This window comes from Truepera sp. (assembly GCA_032027045.1).
In the GTDB taxonomy this organism is placed as follows: Bacteria; Deinococcota; Deinococci; order Deinococcales; family Trueperaceae; genus JAAYYF01.
On the sequence record JAVSMU010000001.1, the window covers coordinates 1,245,793 to 1,259,150 of the forward strand.

Annotated in this window: 13 protein-coding genes; all 13 read right to left on the minus strand. The window is 69.9% G+C overall.

What is annotated here, in order from left to right:
- Positions 1 to 24 precede the first annotated feature (24 nt).
- The 13 genes from ROY82_05670 to ROY82_05730 all read right to left on the minus strand — a co-directional run bounded on the left by ROY82_05670 (position 25) and on the right by ROY82_05730 (position 13,356).
- Positions 25 to 1,692, minus strand: a complete 1,668-nt coding sequence (locus tag ROY82_05670; protein MDT3681952.1) for a glucodextranase DOMON-like domain-containing protein — start codon at positions 1,690 to 1,692, stop codon at positions 25 to 27.
- Positions 1,689 to 3,044, minus strand: a complete 1,356-nt coding sequence (yvcK, locus tag ROY82_05675; GenBank protein ID MDT3681953.1) for a uridine diphosphate-N-acetylglucosamine-binding protein YvcK — start codon at positions 3,042 to 3,044, stop codon at positions 1,689 to 1,691. The genes ROY82_05670 and yvcK overlap by 4 nt, the downstream gene beginning before the upstream one ends.
- Positions 3,041 to 3,943 carry an RNase adapter RapZ gene (rapZ, locus tag ROY82_05680; GenBank protein MDT3681954.1) on the minus strand — a complete coding sequence of 301 codons (903 nt, stop codon included), beginning with the start codon at positions 3,941 to 3,943 and terminating at the stop codon, positions 3,041 to 3,043. The genes yvcK and rapZ overlap by 4 nt, the downstream gene beginning before the upstream one ends.
- Positions 3,940 to 4,605: an SPOR domain-containing protein gene (locus ROY82_05685; protein ID MDT3681955.1), complete on the minus strand. Its 666-nt coding sequence runs from the start codon at positions 4,603 to 4,605 to the stop codon at positions 3,940 to 3,942. The genes rapZ and ROY82_05685 overlap by 4 nt, the downstream gene beginning before the upstream one ends.
- Complete coding sequence (hisH, locus tag ROY82_05690; GenBank protein ID MDT3681956.1) at positions 4,602 to 5,240, minus strand: imidazole glycerol phosphate synthase subunit HisH; 639 nt, start codon at positions 5,238 to 5,240, stop codon at positions 4,602 to 4,604. Before hisH ends, ROY82_05685 begins: the two co-directional genes overlap by 4 nt.
- Positions 5,237 to 5,824: an imidazoleglycerol-phosphate dehydratase HisB gene (gene hisB / locus ROY82_05695; GenBank protein ID MDT3681957.1), complete on the minus strand. Its 588-nt coding sequence runs from the start codon at positions 5,822 to 5,824 to the stop codon at positions 5,237 to 5,239. Before hisB ends, hisH begins: the two co-directional genes overlap by 4 nt.
- Entirely contained in the window at positions 5,821 to 6,900 is a 1,080-nt protein-coding gene (hisC, locus tag ROY82_05700) for a histidinol-phosphate transaminase (GenBank protein MDT3681958.1), read from the minus strand. Before hisC ends, hisB begins: the two co-directional genes overlap by 4 nt.
- 78 nt (positions 6,901 to 6,978) lie before the next feature.
- Positions 6,979 to 9,132 (minus strand): tetratricopeptide repeat protein, encoded by a 2,154-nt coding sequence (locus ROY82_05705; protein ID MDT3681959.1) that lies wholly within the window; start codon positions 9,130 to 9,132, stop codon positions 6,979 to 6,981.
- Between the two features lie 53 nt (positions 9,133 to 9,185).
- Complete coding sequence (gene cdd / locus ROY82_05710; GenBank protein MDT3681960.1) at positions 9,186 to 9,593, minus strand: cytidine deaminase; 408 nt, start codon at positions 9,591 to 9,593, stop codon at positions 9,186 to 9,188.
- A gap of 3 nt (positions 9,594 to 9,596) precedes the next feature.
- On the minus strand, positions 9,597 to 9,974 hold the full coding sequence (locus ROY82_05715; protein ID MDT3681961.1) for a diacylglycerol kinase: 378 nt from the start codon (positions 9,972 to 9,974) through the stop codon (positions 9,597 to 9,599).
- Positions 9,971 to 10,423, minus strand: a complete 453-nt coding sequence (ybeY, locus tag ROY82_05720) for an rRNA maturation RNase YbeY (protein MDT3681962.1) — start codon at positions 10,421 to 10,423, stop codon at positions 9,971 to 9,973. Before ybeY ends, ROY82_05715 begins: the two co-directional genes overlap by 4 nt.
- Positions 10,413 to 12,380 carry an HDIG domain-containing protein gene (locus ROY82_05725; GenBank protein ID MDT3681963.1) on the minus strand — a complete coding sequence of 656 codons (1,968 nt, stop codon included), beginning with the start codon at positions 12,378 to 12,380 and terminating at the stop codon, positions 10,413 to 10,415. The genes ybeY and ROY82_05725 overlap by 11 nt, the downstream gene beginning before the upstream one ends.
- Positions 12,364 to 13,356 (minus strand): PhoH family protein, encoded by a 993-nt coding sequence (locus ROY82_05730; protein ID MDT3681964.1) that lies wholly within the window; start codon positions 13,354 to 13,356, stop codon positions 12,364 to 12,366. Before ROY82_05730 ends, ROY82_05725 begins: the two co-directional genes overlap by 17 nt.
- Positions 13,357 to 13,358 lie beyond the last annotated feature (2 nt).

The following is a 13,358-nucleotide window of genomic DNA, read 5'->3' on the forward strand; positions in this document are numbered from 1 at the left end:
AGCAGTTGACGCACTGGCACCGGTCTAACCGGCACCCTCGTCCTCATCGTTCCCAGGTACCCCGGCTTCGTCCTGGTGCGAAGCCGCGTCACCCGCCTCAGGGGTCCCTACCTGGACCCTCCTCGCGCGTGGGTGCCAGAAGCTCTCCTCGGCGTCATCTTCGCTGAGCAGGTCCGTGATGGCTCGCGGATCGTCCAAGGACAGTAGGAAGCTCTCCTCGACCGCCGTGCCGAACGGGTCGGCGCCCGCGGGGCCGGGTTCGGTAGCGGCGCTCCCAGTCTCGTCCGCGGGCGTGGTGGACTCGGGGCCGGCTTGTCCCTTCGGCTCCCCGTCTGCGGCGCCATCCGCCGGAGCCGTGGTGGGCTCGGGGCCGACCAGTCCCTCCAGCTCCCCGTCTGCGGCGCCATCCTCCGGAGCTGTCAGGGTTTCGAGCGAGGACTGGTCCTCGTTCGCTTCCGGCGGCGGGGGCGTGGCCACGACCGCGACCTCCGTGGCGTCCTCGGGTTCGGTAACCCCCGTGGCGTCCTCCGACTCGGCCACCCCAACGGCGTCCTCCGGCCCGGCGATCTCCACGGCGTCCTCCGGTTCAGCAACCTCCGCGGCGTCCTCCGGCTCGGCCACCATCGGTGCCTCTGCGTCCACGGCACCTTCGGCATCTTTCGGTTCGGGGGGCTCTGTGGCCTCAGGGGCCGTTGCGCCCTCCGCGGCCGACGGCTCGTCCGCGACGGCGGGTTGGGGATTGCGAACCCGACCGCGCATGACCAGCCCCGCTACGGCAACCAAGAGGCCGGCCACCATGACCCACAGCCACGGGACCTTCCAGAGCGAGGATTCGTTTCCGGCACGGGGCAGGACCCCGCTCCTCAGCGCGTCACGTTGTGCGTCGGCGTTGCGGGCGATCAGGTCGACCACGGGGCTCTGCTGCGCGGTGGCGCCGGAGTACTGCCACGGCGAGGGGGTCTCCGAGAGGCCGCGCCAGCCGCTCGCGGAGAAGGGGTCGTACACGCCGGTCATGGCGTGAATCTGGGTGTCGGCGGCGAGCGTGACGGGCAGGTAGACCACCAGGGTATTGCCGGTGGCGTACACATCGAGGTGGCGGCGCGGGAGGGATGACACGTCCACAGGCTCGTCGGGCTCCTTGGGCGGCTCGTCCGTCGTCTGGGGGTAGGTGACGAAGAACGCTCCGGCGCTCGTGATCCGGACGGCGTACTCCCAGCCCGTCCCGTCAGGGAAGCCGAGGTCCGGCCCCGGGAGCGTGCGACTCGAGCCCCCAGTGACAGCGCCCAGATAGACGTCTACCACCGCCGGGAGGAAGCCTTCGAGCGGGGCCTCCTCGCCGGCGTCCTCGCCTGCGGCGGCCCCAATGGGCCCGTCCAGGGTGGTGAGATCAGCGTGGCCGGCCACGTCGCCATCGCCGGCGGCATGGGCGTCGCCAGGTGCAGCCGCGTAACCAGACGCAGCGGCGCCACTAGGCGCCGCCTTGTCGGCGGGGAGCCCGAGGGAGCCGAGGGTGACCGCGAGCCTCGTGCCCTGCTCGGCCTTGTCCAGCGTTACCGACTGCAGGTCGAAGACGGCCACGTTCGCATAGATGGGGGCGGTGGGCGGGGTGAGCGTGCCGTCACCGAAGGCGTCACCGCTGGGGTCGGTAACGGTGGTCAGCGCGACGAGAGCCAGGATCGGGAGGAGGTTCAAGCGGAGGCTCCTGGCGTCATGCGCACCGCTTGGAGGATCCGCGGCTTGCTATCGCGCCGGGTGGCGAGTACTGCGAGTGCGGTTCCCAGCTTGTCGCTGTCGTGCTTGGCGTGCTCACCGCTCCCGAGTAGGGGCGCCTCGACGAGCTCGATCCCCGCCTCCTCGAACCGCTGCCTGGCGGCGTCGACGAGTTCCGCTGCCTCCCCGCGGTAGTTCTCCAGCCGGCCGCGGTCCACTGGGGTCGAGTTCAACAGCACCATGTCGGGGAGGCGTACTCCGTGGTTGCGCAGGGCTGCCACGTGATCGAAAGCGTCGAACCCGTCCGTCTCGCCCGCCTCCGTCATGATGTTGCACACGTAGACGAGCTTGGCGCTGCTGAGGTTGACGGCCTCGCGAACCGATGGCACGACCAGCGGTGGGATCGTGCTCGAGAACAGACTGCCGGGGCCCAGCACGATCAGGTCGGCAAGGCGGATCGCCTGCTCCACCTCCGGCAGGCCTTCAGGATCGGCGGGTTCGGTCGAGAGCGTCTTGATCGGCCCCGGCGCGTTGCGCAGGTTCTCTTCGCCCCTTACCGTCTCCCCGTTCTCCTTCTCGACTACCAGCGTGACTGCCTCGGCCGTCGCGGGGTACACCGCACCGGAGAGATCGAGCAGGCGGTTGATCAGGCGCAGCGCGTTGCCGAAGTCGCCCTCGACCTCGGCAACGGTGGTGATGAACAGGTTGCCGAAGGTGTGGCCGCTCAGCTCTCGGCCGCGGTCGAAACGGTACTGAAGGAGACGCGTGAACTCGGACTCGTTGTCGGAGAGGGCGGCCAGGCAGTCCGTCAGGTCGCCAGGGGCAGGCATGCCGTAGGCCTCGCGCAGCCGCCCCGAGCTGCCGCCGTCGTCGCTGACGGCCACCACGGCAGTCAGGTTCGACGTGTGCTTGCGCAGGCCGCGCAGGAGGTTCGAGAGCCCCGTGCCACCTCCCAGGGCGACCACCCTGGGGCCGCGGGCCAGGACGAGGCGGCGGTTGAGCAGGCGCGCCGCGTCGTCGGGGTGGGGCAGCCAGTTGGAGAGGAGCGACCGGTTGAGGCGGCCGATGGCCACCACCGTCAGGGTCAGGCCCGACAGGGCCACGGCGAACGAGACCCAGCCGCCGATCGCACCCCAGGGCCGGGAGCTGAGCACGCGCTCCACCGGTTGGGAGAGCTCCGCGCGGCCCTCGCCGTAGACCCAGAGCGTGAACAGAACAGCGCCGAGCACCAAAGCCAGGCCACCGCCGATAGCCGCCACCATGTGGCGCTTGACGCCCATGCCCGGCGCCAACCAGAGCCGCAGCCTACGCGCGCCGTCCCACACGGGTCTCATGGCGCTTCACCGCCCCCTTGCTCATGCTCGGCGAGGGCGGCGGCCAGGTCACGGTGCTGTGTTTGAGTGCGGTAGGCGCCCGCCAGGTCATGGCTCAAGCGCTCCACCACCGCCACCGAGCGGTGCTGACCGCCGGTGCACCCCACGGCGACCGCGTAGTTGCTCCTGCCGCCGCTTTCGGCCAGATACGCGAGGGAGCGCACGAGCAAGCGGATCTGCTGGTAGAGCTCGAGGGCCTCCGGCGAGAAGACGTAGCGCTGCACCTCGGCGTCGGTTCCTGGCAGCGGCCGCAGCGTCTCGGAGTAGAACGGGTTGGGCATCCCCCGCACGTCGAGAACCACGTCGACGTCAGTGGGGGCACCACGCTTGAAGCCGAACGACACGAGCCTCAAGAGCGTGCCGGTCCCGCCCGAGAAGCGGTCCCACAGGAGTTGAGTCAGCGCCCTCGCGCTCGTTGCCGTGGTGTCGATGACGTCGTCTGCCAGGGCCCGCAGCGGCTCCAAGGCCACGCGCTCGGCGGCGAGGTCACCGGTCAGTGTGCCCGTCGAGACCGGGTGCGCGCGGCGCGTGAAGTTATAGCGCTTCACGAGCACCTCGTCGGAGGCGTCGAGGAACAGCAGGCGCGGAACGTGGCCCAGCGACGTCAGTTCCGCAAGCGCCGTCGGCGCCTCGGCCAGAAGGCCGCGCGCGCGGATGTCGATGCTGATGCAGATGCCCTTCCACTCGTCGGTCACCTTCTCGACCAGGCCCCGCCATAGGCCGGGCGGCAGGTTGTCGACGGTGTAGAAGCCGACGTCCTCGAGCGCGTGCAGCGCCGTGGTCTTACCGGCGCCGCTGACGCCCGTGAGGATGACGAGCGGGCGCACCCTGGGCTGGGCAGCGCCTGAGGAGTCGGTCACGGCGTCTCCTCCGTGAACTCGCACGCCACCAGGAGGTCCCCCTGTTCCACGATCGCCACCTTACCCACGTGAGCCAGCAAGCGGCCCGGGCAGACGACATATTCCTTGCTGCCGAGCTTCTGGGCCACGAACCGGACGCCGCCCCTCACCAGTTCCTGGAACTCACCCGCGGGTTCAGCGGCCGCCTCGGGGATGGGGCCGAGCCCCTGTAGTACCCGCCAGCGGGTGCCGTCGTGGACCACGCGCGCTTCGCGGCCGGCCACCTTCACCGCGAAGGCCGGCACCGCGCCGGGCTCGGTCAAGGGCTCCCACTCACCCGGCTTGACGAAGCCCACGGTGCTCGTGGCGCAGGCGTGCGCTGGGGCACCCGAGGTGAACTCCACGACCGCAGCCTCGCTGACGATCTTCCCGGCCAGCACCGAAGCCATGGCCTCGGCGGCGGCCCTGTCCGTATAGCAACCGATCCTTACCCGCACGAACTGCAGTCCGTCTTGCATGGCGAACTCCGTGTAGGCATCGAACGAGCGGTCGCGCAACTCCTGCGCGGCGGCCTGCGCCTCCCGGTAGTCGCGCAGCGCAACCGTCTGGACCGCCCAGGCCTGGGCCGTCGCCAACGTCGCCGAGGCCATGAGCAGCAAGGTGATGGCCGCGCGGGCGATCACGCGGCCGCCTGCTGCACGATAGGCGCGAGGTTGGCAAGTATCCGCAGGCCGACCGCCTGGCTCTTCTCGGGGTGGAACTGCGTGGCGTGCACGTTGCCGAGCGACATCGCGGACAGGAAGGTCACGCCGGCGTACTCGGTCGTCGCCCCGTTCAGGGCGGGGCCGTGACCCGTAAGGTCGGCGTAATACGAGTTGGCGAAGTAAACGTAAGCCCCGGGCGCGACGCCCTCGAGCAGGGGGGAGGCCCCGCGAGGCGTGAGCTGGTTCCAGCCCATCTGCGGCACGCTCCCCAGGCCGGCGGGGAAGCGCCGCGCCCAGCCCTCGACGATGCCGAGCCCCGGTTCGTCGGGCGCCTCCTCGGAGCCCCGTAGGAGGAGTTGAAGTCCCACGCAGATGCCCAGGAACGGCCTGCCGGCAGCGATGTGCCGTCGCACCAGGTCCTCGAAGCCGGACGCGCGGAAGGCCCTGGCGACCTGGCCGAAGTGGCCTTGGCCGGGTAGCACCAGTAGCCCTGGACCACTGACCTCTCGCGGGTCGGCTACGACCCGTGGTGAGAGGCCCGCTCGCTCGAGCGCCCGCTCGATGCTGTGGAGGTTTCCCGCACCGTAGTCGATGACCACGGTCTCGAAACTCACAGCAGGCCCTTGGTCGAGGGGAGTCCCTCGTGCGTCACCCGCGTCGCGTCGCGCAGTGCGCGGGCGAAGGCCTTCATGATGGCCTCGCAGGCGTGGTGCGTCTCGTCGGCGGCAAGCAGTCGCACGTGCAGCGTCGCCCCGGCGTGGTTGGCGAAGCCCCTGAGCAGCTCTCGCAGGTGGTAGGCGCCGAAACCTCCCGGCTCGCCGCTGAGAGCGCCCGGTTCGAAGGAGATGTGGGGCCTGCCCGACAGGTCGAGCACCACGTGGGCGAGCGTCTCGTCCATCGGCACGAACGAGCTGCCGTAACGCTCGATCCCCGTCCGGTCGCCTAGCGCCTTCGCCACGGCCTGACCGAGGACGATGCCGGTGTCCTCCGCCAGGTGGTGCACGTCTATGTGCAGGTCGCCGACGGCCTTCACCCCCAGGTCGAGGCGGCCGTGCCGCACGACCTGCTCGAGCAGGTGGTCGAGGAAGCCATGACCCGTCGCCGCGCCACTGGTCGCGCCGGGGGCGCCGTCTAGGTCTAGGGTCACCTGGATCTGGGTCTCGCGCGTGTTGCGCTCGACTCGCGCGTTGCGGCTCATCGGTCTCCTCCGTGGGCTTGGGGTACTTCCATCACGGCCGCCTCGCAGGCGGCGATGAAAGCGTCGTTCTCGGCCGTGGTGCCCACCGACACGCGCAGGCAACCCGCCGCGCCCGGCAGGTGGTCCTGGCGCCTGATCACCACGCCGGCAGCGAGCAGCCGCCGGTAGAGGCCGGCCGGGTCCGCGGTCCTGAACAGGATGAAGTTCGCGCTGGTCGGGAACGGCTCGATCCCCGGCAACCCGGCCAGGGCGGTCCTGATGCGCTCGCGCTCGTGGAGCGCGTGCTCTACGCGCGCAGCTACCAGCTCTGGTTCGTCGAGCAGCGCCGCGGCAACCGCTTCCTGCCAGGGGCTCACGCTGAACGGCAGGAGCGCCTTGCGCACGGATTCGGCCACGTCGGGGTGGGCGAGGGCGAAGCCTATCCTGGCGCCGGCCAGCCCGAGCGCCTTGCTGAAAGTGCGCAGGATGACGGCGTTGGGGTGGCGCAGCGCCAGCCCGGTCAGGCTGCCGCCGGCGAACTCCGCGTAGGCCTCGTCGATGACCACGAGCATCGCCTGGCCCGCGGCCTCGATGAGGTCCTCGACCTGCGCCTCGCTGAAGAGGTTGCCCGTGGGCGCGGCGGGGTTGGCGAGGAACATGACGCCGGGGCGGTCGGCCATGGCCGACCGGAGGTCGGCGCTGGGTAGTCCGAAGCCCGGAAGGAGCGGCACTTCGACGAGCTGTGCGCCCAGCAGGCGCGCCTGCTGGGCGTAGACGGCGAAGGTCGGCGTGACCGTCACGACGGTGCGGCCTATGCCGGACACCACCGTGAGGGCCTGTATGAGCGTGTTCGAACCATTCGCCACGACGACGCCGGCCGGGTCCCAACCGTGCCGCGCGGCCAGGCGTCCCTCGAGGGCCGTTGGGGTGAGGTGTGGGTAGCGGTTCCAGGGAACCTCGAGCATGTGCCGGAAGACGCGCTCTTTGACGGCCTGTGGAACGTCGTCGGGACTCTCGTTCTGGTCGAGCTTGATGGGCTCCGAATGCGGCGTGAAGCGGTAGGGGGCCAGCGCCTTCACGGCGTTCCTGATCGTCATGCGTTCCATGGTAGCGCTTCGGTCGGAACCTACCGCGGCGTGGCCCCGGTCGCGGCCCGTCGCCCTACGCGGCGGGCCCTACTGGCCCATGCGCTTGCGGACGTCGGCGATGAGCCCATCGGTGGTCGCCTGGAGGCTCGGGTCGAGCCGGCCGGCTTCCGTGAACTCGGATATCGATTCGTCGAAGCGCTGGATGGCGTAGTACACGATGCCCAGGTTGAGGTGTGCCTGCGCGTTGTCCGGGTTGCTCGCCACCGCCCGGCGGAGGTAGTCGAGGGCGAGATCGAAGCGCCCGAGCTCGATCTGCGCGTAGCCGAGGTTGTTGAGCACGATGTCGGAGTCCGGGTACGACTGAAGCGCTACCTGGTAGGCGTCGACGGCGCCGCGGGTATCGCCGCCGAGCTGCTTGGCGTAGCCGAGGTAGAACGACGCCAGGCCCGTCGCCTGTGCCGCGTTGGAACGGGCGAACGCGCTTGCCGCCGCGGTGTAGTCCTTGACGTCCAGGGCGTAGAGCCCCTGCTGGAACGCGACGCCGGCCTCCTCGTCGAACGTCACGTCGGCGCCGCCGGTCAGCTGGCGCTGCTGGTCGAGGAGCTCGAGGCTGCGCTTGGCCAGCGCCTGGCCAGGTTCCAGGGCGAGGGCCTTGTCGAGGGCCTGCTTGCCGTCGTCCAAGCGGCCGAGCCGCACCAGGGCAGTGCCGTAGAGCGCCTGCAGTTCGGCGTCGTCGGGAGCGGCGGCGACCAGCGGCTCCAACAACTTGAGTGCGCCGCTCGCGCGGCCGGCAGCCAGGTAGAGCTCGGCGAGGCTCCGGTCCACGTCGGCGCCCTGACCCCGCATCGCTTCGAACGTGCGCTGCGCGCCTTCCAGGTCGCCCCGGCGAGCCTGCGCCACCGCGAGAAGGTTGCCGACGGCCAGATCGTTGGGCGCCTGGGTGTAGAGGGGGCGCAGGATGGCCTCGGCCTCCTCCGCGTGCCCGCTCTGCAGCAGCAGGTCCGCCTGGGCGACCTTGAGGTCGGTGCTGCCCGGGTAGAGGGCCTGGCCGTCCTGGACGATGGCCAGGGCCTTGTCGGCATAGGTCGATGGCAGTAGCCTCGCGAGGGCGTAGAGGCCTGCTGAGCGGGCCAGGGGCTCCGCCAGGGCCTGTTGCAGGTACGCCAGCGCGTCGCCTGCGGCGCCGCCTTCTATCAGGCGGTGCATGACCGTGCTGCGCAACAGGATGGACTCGGGCGCGTAGGTCTCGGCCCTGCGGAGGGTCTGCAGCGCGCGCTGCGAGTCGGGCTGCAGGGCGCTCAGCCTGACGTAGGCGTCCACGAACCGCGGGTAGGCGTTTATGGCGGCCTGCAGGTCGGCGCTCGGGTCGGCCCCGCCAGCGGTGGCCGAGGCGGCTTCGACGGCGGCGCGCCCGGCAAGGGCCACCGCGTGCGCGGGGTTGGTGGCCAGGGCGGCGGCGAAGGCGGCGCCGGCGGCTTCTAGGTCGTTGGCTGCATCGAACACCACCCCCGCGCCGGCTTGTACCTCGGCGTCGGCTGGGGCCAGGGTGGCGGCTTGCTTGGCGGCAGCCACGGCGGCGCTCAGGTCGCCTTCGAGCGCCAGGACGCGCGCGTATTCCACCAATACCCAGGCAGAGCCGGCGTCGAGATCGGCCGCCGCCTTGAGATCCTCCGCGCGTGCGCCCGGTAGGCCCGAAGCGGCCAGGCCCGTAGGCCCGAGGCTGGGCACCGAAGGCGTCTGCCCGGCCGCGTCGCCGACGCGTTTCAACGTCTCTGCCGATGACTCGGGCAGCACAATACGCAAGACGGCCTCGGCCGCCGCCGTCGCGAGGGCCGCCGGCGTGGCGCCTTGGACCTCGACCGGCTTGACGGCGCCACCGATGGCAACGTTGATGGTGGCCTTCACGCCGCCACCGCCGGTGGCCACGCGGCCTGTGATGACCGCGTTGGCATCGAACAGCCGGCCGATGGTGGCGCCAACGTCGAGTTGTGCGGCGGCGGCCTTGTTGGCCACCAGGGCCGCGTCTCCCACCGGTGGCGCGTAGAGGTTCGGCACTTGGTTGAGCGCGTGCTGCAGCGCGGTGGGGAGGCCGAGCTGGTAGGGCGAGACGGTCGCGTCGGTGTCGAACGGCAGGATGACCACCCGCGTTATGGCGGGTACACCCTGGGCTGCGGCCGGCGCTTGCAGCAGGGTAAACGCTGCCGCCAGCGCGAGGAACGTTATCAGGAGACGTCGAGGCATCAAGCCGAAGTATACCTATGACGTCGTGAGAAAACGCATGCCTGCCGCAACCGTCACAGACGGAATCCGCCGGGCAGCAGGCCGGCGACCGTCGACGCCACCACGGTGCCGGCGGCGTTGACCTGGTAGACGCGGGCGTGCCCCGCGAACTCGAAGAGGATCTGACGGCAGGCGCCACACGGTGACGCCGGAACCTCCGAGCCCGATACCACGACGATCTCGGTGAAGTCACGCTCTCCGGCGGTGACCATGGCCTGCACCGCCGACTGTTCAGCGCAGCGCGTGAGACCGTAGCTGGCGTTCTCCACGTTCGCGCCGGAGTACACGATGCCCGAGGCGCTCCTCAGCGCGGCGCCGACGGGGAAGTGGGAGTAGGGCACGTAGGCGTTCGCAAGCGCCGCCCTGGCCGCTCGCAGGAGGTCTTGGGGCACGCTTTCAGGAGCGGGCTCGGTGTCGGTCACCTCTCAACCTCCTAAGAAGATCGCACGCAGCGCGCGCACGAGCGGTGGCCCGATGACCAGGACACCGACCACCGCAGCCATGACGGCGCCCACGAGGACGGCGGCCGCGGCCAGGTCCTTGGCGGCCTTCGCCAGTTCGTGATGACTCGGTTGTACCAGGTCGACCAACGCCTCCACGGCGCTGTTCACGAGTTCGAGTGCCAACACGAGTCCGATCACCACGACGATGGGTACGAGGGCGGCGCCCGTCAACCAGCCCAGGGCGACGGCGACCGCCGCCAGGGCCACTTCCACGCGGAAGTTGCGCTGATCGCGCCACGCCCTCGCGAGGCCCGTCGCCGCGAAGCCGAGGGAGCGCCGCACGTTGCCTCGGCCCGTCACGCGTCGGGCCGCTCCCGGGCCAGCTCCAAGATACGAGCCTGTGCCGCCCTGAAGGGCTCCCAGGCCGCCTCGTCCTGATGGTCGTGGCCGCTGAGGTGGGTGAGCGCATGCGCCGCCAGGACCAGCACCTCGTCGGCCAGGGCGTGGCCGTGCGCCTTGGCCTGTCTCTTCGCGGTGTCGAGACTGATGAACAGATCGCCTAAAGACGGGACGCCGGGGAACCAGGCCCCGTCCGGCTCGTACGTCGGATACGAGAGCACGTCGGTGGGGCCCGCGACGCCGCGGTCCCTCGAGTTGCGCTCCGCGATCGCCGCGTCGCTCGTCAACACGATCGTCACCTCGCGGCCCCCGAGGCCCGTGGCCTCCATGTACGCCGCCACGACGTCGCGCAACCGCCGGTTGAGGCGGTAACTCCTCGTCTCGTCGATGACCTCTACCTTAGGCGACATGCCCGCCCGAGACGGCCGCGAAGCGCTCGGAACGCGAGCGCTTCAGGCCCTTGAGCTCGTCGGCGCTCGGGTAGGTGATGCGCCGGTGCAGGATGGCGGTGAGCATGCGCTGGAACGTGGCGGCGATGACCTCGATGTCGTTGAAGGTCAGGGGCGTCTCATCGAGCTGGCCGTCTTGCAGCCGCTGCTTGATGAGCTTGTCGATGAGAGAACGGATGCTCGTGGGCGTTGGGTCGGTGAGGGTCCTGGACGCCGACTCGACCGCGTCGGCGAGCATGAGGATGCCCGTCTCCTTCGAGCGCGGCTTCGGCCCCGGGTAACGGAAGTTGAGCTCCTCGACCTCGCCCTCGTCGAGGGCGCGCTTGTAGAAGTAGCTGAGAACGGTGGTCCCGTGATGTTCTTCCACGAACTGCAGCAGCTCCTCGGGCAGGTGGTACTCCTGCAGGAGTTCGACGCCGTCGCGAACGTGGCTGGTGACGATGAGGTACGAGAGGTGCGGGCTGATCCGGTCGTGCGGGTTGTCGCCCGAGAACTGGTTCTCGACGAAGAACCCGGGCCGCTTGATCTTGCCCACGTCGTGATAGAGGGCGCCCACCCGCGCGAGGAGGGCGTTGCCGCCAACGCTGTTCACGGCCTGATCGACGAGGTTCGAGATTATCAGGCTATGCTGGTACGTTCCCGGGGCCTCCGTGATGAGCCGCTGAAGCAACGGATTGCTGGGGCTCGAGAGTTCGGTGAGGCGGAAGTCCGTGAGGAACCCGAACCCGCCCTCGGCGATGGGCAGGAGCCCAAGGGCGAGAACGCCGGCCAGTACGCCGCCGGCGACCAGAAGCATGGCGCCGGCTGCCATGGAGGCCATGGGCATGCCGCCACCGACGAGGACGAGGGCCACCAACGACAGCGCCGCCGCCAGCCCGCCGACGCTGCCGGCGAGCAGCAGGGTGAGGCGGCTGCCGGCGCTGCGGACCATCAGCGCCGCCACGGCCCCCCCGATGAGCGTGCCGGCCACGGCGTATAGCGGGGCAGCCGGGACCATGATGCCCATTGCGAGGGCCATCCAGGCCGCCCAGGGCAGCGCCAGGCGAGGCCCCAGCAGTGCGGCGACTACCAGGGGCACCAGCAGGGCGAAGAGGAAATGCGCGGAGAAGTCGAGGGCGACCCGTTGGAGCGCCAGTATCCCCAGCGTGAGCGCCACCAGGAACGCGATCTTCCTGAAGGTCATGGCCCTGCTCAGTTGCACCCTGGCCACGACCAGGGGAGCGAGCAGCAGGAGCGAGAGCAGCGCGACGCCAACGACGATCCACGCGGTTTGGGTCGCGGCCTCGGTGCGTGCGCTGTAGAGGCCGAGCGAGTCGAGCACGCGCAGTTGATCCTCGGTGAGCGGCTCTCCCGCGCGCACAATCACCTGGCCGGCCTCCAGCGACTGCATGACCGGGGCCACCGCCGCGGCGGCCGCGTCGCGGGCCACCTGTGTGAGGCGGTCGTTGGGCACGGAGTTCGCGACCAAGCGCTTGTCGAGCACCAGGCGCACCTCTCGCTGCCTCTCGGGCGGTGACTGGGCCACTAGCTCATCCACCAGCCCGGGCAGTTCCGAGGCACGCACGCCGCCGGCAGCACGGTAACGACTGATGACCTCGTCGACGACGTGAGTCGGCAGCCCCGAGCTGGTGATGGCGGCCAGCACCAGGGCCGTGACCTGCGGGTCGGGCGTGTAGACGGGTTCGATCTGGGAGCGTGCCGACTGCCGCTCACGCTGAGTGGCGATCATGTCGATCACTTGAGTGTCGACCGGGGCGACGAACTCCTGCGGGCTGGCCTGGCCCACCCGCAGCGGGGTGCGCTGGCGCGTACCGTAAACGCTATACAAGATGAGCGCGAAGGCAGCGGCGGCGAGTACGGCGAGCACCCAGTAGCGCGCCCTGGGCGGCCCCGCTAGGCGTCTAGGCGTGCCGCTCATAGGCGAGGACGATCTGAGCCACCAGAGGATGCCGCACGACGTCGGCCTTGCTGAAGTGCTCGAACCTGATCCCTTCGATGTCCTGCAGAATCGCGCTAGCGGTAGCTAGACCGCTCTGTATGGTCGTCGGCAGGTCGGTCTGGGTGGTGTCGCCCGTCACGACGACCTTACTGTTGAAGCCCATGCGCGTAAGGAACATCTTCATCTGCTCCGGAGTCGTGTTCTGCGCCTCGTCCAAGATGATGAAGGCGTCGTTCAGGGTACGCCCACGCATGAACGCCAGTGGCGCCACCTCGATGGTGCCCTGCTCCAGCAGGCGCTCGACCTTGTCTGCCGGCAGCATGTCATGCAGCGCGTCGTACAGGGGGCGCAGGTAGGGGTCGATCTTGGCCTGCAGGTCGCCGGGGAGGAAGCCCAGGCGCTCGCCGGCCTCGACCGCGGGGCGGGTGAGGATGATCCGTTTCACCCGGTTGGCCATGAGCGCCTCTACCGACATGGCGACGGCCAAGTACGTCTTGCCCGTCCCGGCGGGTCCGAGCCCGAACACTATGGGGTTGTTGGCTATCGCGTTCACGTAACGCCGCTGGCCCGCGGTCTTCGGGCGGGTACGGCCAGGAAGCCGGGCCTCGGCCCCGTCGGGCAGCCGCCCGATCCCCGGGAGTCCGCCTCGTGCGGGAGGCGGCAAGACCCCTTCCGCGGCGTTCGAGTCGGCTTCGACTCCACCCTCGAAGCCGGGGTCGAGCTCGCCGAACGTTATCTCTGCCAGACTGACCTCACCCCCTTTGCGGATGGTCGTCAACAAGTTACGGAACGCGCGCTCGGCCTTCGCCACCTCCGTGGGTTCGCCGCTGAGCCTAAGCTCGTCGCCCCGCGCCACTACCTTGGCCCGGAGTCGGGTTCGCATTAGTTTCAGGTTCTCGTCGTTCTGACCGTACAAGGACAGGGCCTCGGCGGGGCTGCGCAGCTTGAGCGTCATCG

Coding starts and splice junctions, on each gene's coding strand:
- yvcK (MDT3681953.1), bottom strand. CDS start 3,044: ATGAGACCCGTGTGGGACGGCGCGCGTAGGCTGCGGCTCTGGTTGGCG.
- ROY82_05705 (MDT3681959.1), bottom strand. CDS start 9,132: ATGCCTCGACGTCTCCTGATAACGTTCCTCGCGCTGGCGGCAGCGTTT.
- ROY82_05725 (MDT3681963.1), bottom strand. CDS start 12,380: ATGAGCGGCACGCCTAGACGCCTAGCGGGGCCGCCCAGGGCGCGCTAC.
- ROY82_05730 (MDT3681964.1), bottom strand. CDS start 13,356: ATGACGCTCAAGCTGCGCAGCCCCGCCGAGGCCCTGTCCTTGTACGGT.
- hisB (MDT3681957.1), bottom strand. CDS start 5,824: ATGAGCCGCAACGCGCGAGTCGAGCGCAACACGCGCGAGACCCAGATC.
- ybeY (MDT3681962.1), bottom strand. CDS start 10,423: ATGTCGCCTAAGGTAGAGGTCATCGACGAGACGAGGAGTTACCGCCTC.
- hisC (MDT3681958.1), bottom strand. CDS start 6,900: ATGACGATCAGGAACGCCGTGAAGGCGCTGGCCCCCTACCGCTTCACG.